This is a genomic window from Vibrio sp. YT-16 (genome assembly GCF_033337405.1).
Classification (GTDB): domain Bacteria; phylum Pseudomonadota; class Gammaproteobacteria; order Enterobacterales; family Vibrionaceae; genus Vibrio; species Vibrio alginolyticus.
In genome coordinates this window covers 1-1,519 of record NZ_JAWOQQ010000068.1, presented here as the reverse complement: position 1 = coordinate 1,519, position 1,519 = coordinate 1, and the positions used below count along the sequence as shown (strand labels likewise).

Sequence of the window (1,519 nt, the reverse complement as noted above, 5' to 3'; positions counted from 1 at the left end):
AAGAACACGTACGTTACCTGACATTGAAATCAATAGTTTGCAGCCGTTACTCACACTTTTTTAATTGCTTTCGCATTAATCCATTCTAAAGTCATTTTGTGCCTAGAAAAGCATCAAAAAGAAACGTAAATTACTAAGCCTAAAGTAAAAATAACGACGCCACTCATCGTGGTGAAAATAGTGTTACGGCAGTAGTAGGGTACATGCGAGCTTTTTCCAAACGGGTCCACGATGTAAGTCAGCTTAATGACTTTTTAGTCACTTCTCAGTTGCACCCAGATAAACAGTATTTGGTGCAAATTTTGTCTACGCAATCGCGAGAATGTGCGGCTGCACTCGCCAAAGCGGTTTTGTCGATGTTGCCCAATGCTCATGTCATCGGTCACAGTACTCGCAATGTAATTTTGGATGGCGACATTTTTACCTCTGGTTGCCTTATCAACCTGATTGAGTTTGACCAAACCACACTAACGTCTGCCGTCCAAGCGTATTCTTTCTCTCCCGATATAGACGGTGGCGAGCTCAAACGTTCGCTGCAGTTACAAAGCAACTCTCAAGTCATCATCAGTTTTGCCGTGCAAATCGAACGTCGTGATTATCCTTTGTATCAAACTTTTGCGACCGAAAACGTGCGAGTGTCTGGTGGATTAGCGCAGACCATAGAAGACGGCTGTTGGGTGCTCTATCAAAACCAGACATACGACAACGCCGTAGTGGCAGTGGCTTTGCACAGTGATACTTTGAAAACTTGGACAGACGCGTATTCCGAGTGGAACCCAATCGGCATGCCGCACAAAGTGACGCATGCGAAAGGCACGCGCTTGTATTGCTTAGGAGAGCGTAAAGCCCTCGATGTTTATAAGCATTATCTTGCCGACGGGCACGACGTGACGATTAACCAATTACTCAGTTTCCCGTTGTATCGAGAAACGTTGGGGCGCAAGGAAGTTTGTACCGTCACAGAACTTCACGCTGATGGAAGCATGAGTTTCGATAGGCCGTGGTGCCTCGGTGATGAGGTTCAGTTTTGCTATAACCATCCTTCTCTGACGTTAGAACAAGTGCGTCATGGGGTGGTGGAACTTGCTATGCATCAGCCAGAAGTAGTGATGATTTACAACTGTGCCTCACGGCTGGATTTTATTGATAGCAGCGATGAAGTGCAGGCGTTTATGGATATTGCCGCGACCTTTGGCAGCTACTGCATGGGTGAAATACATGGTGACATTGGCCAGCCAGAAATTCTTCACCACAGTTTGACGTACCTTGCGATGCGCGAAGGCGATGAAGTGCAATCGCTGAATTTGCCTAAACCACAAGTGAGCGCTTCGATTTCACCGCTGTTTAGCTTAATACGCAATGCGATTGGTGATTTGAACCCTATGAACGCTCACATGGGCTATCAACTTGATCGTCAAACTCGCAAGCGACAAGAAAGCTACCGTCGTGACAGTCGCACGGGGCTGCAAAATCGCGTGGCGCTGCAAGAGCGCTTAAGTCACATCGATTGTGACGAGCA

At 46.8% G+C, this 1,519-nt stretch carries 1 protein-coding gene; it reads left to right on the top strand.

Annotated elements, in window-relative coordinates; translation table 11 throughout:
- Positions 1-203 precede the first annotated feature (203 nt).
- A partial coding sequence (locus R7F07_RS24740) for an FIST N-terminal domain-containing protein (RefSeq protein WP_318110605.1) occupies positions 204-1,519 on the top strand: 1,316 nt, incomplete at its 3' end.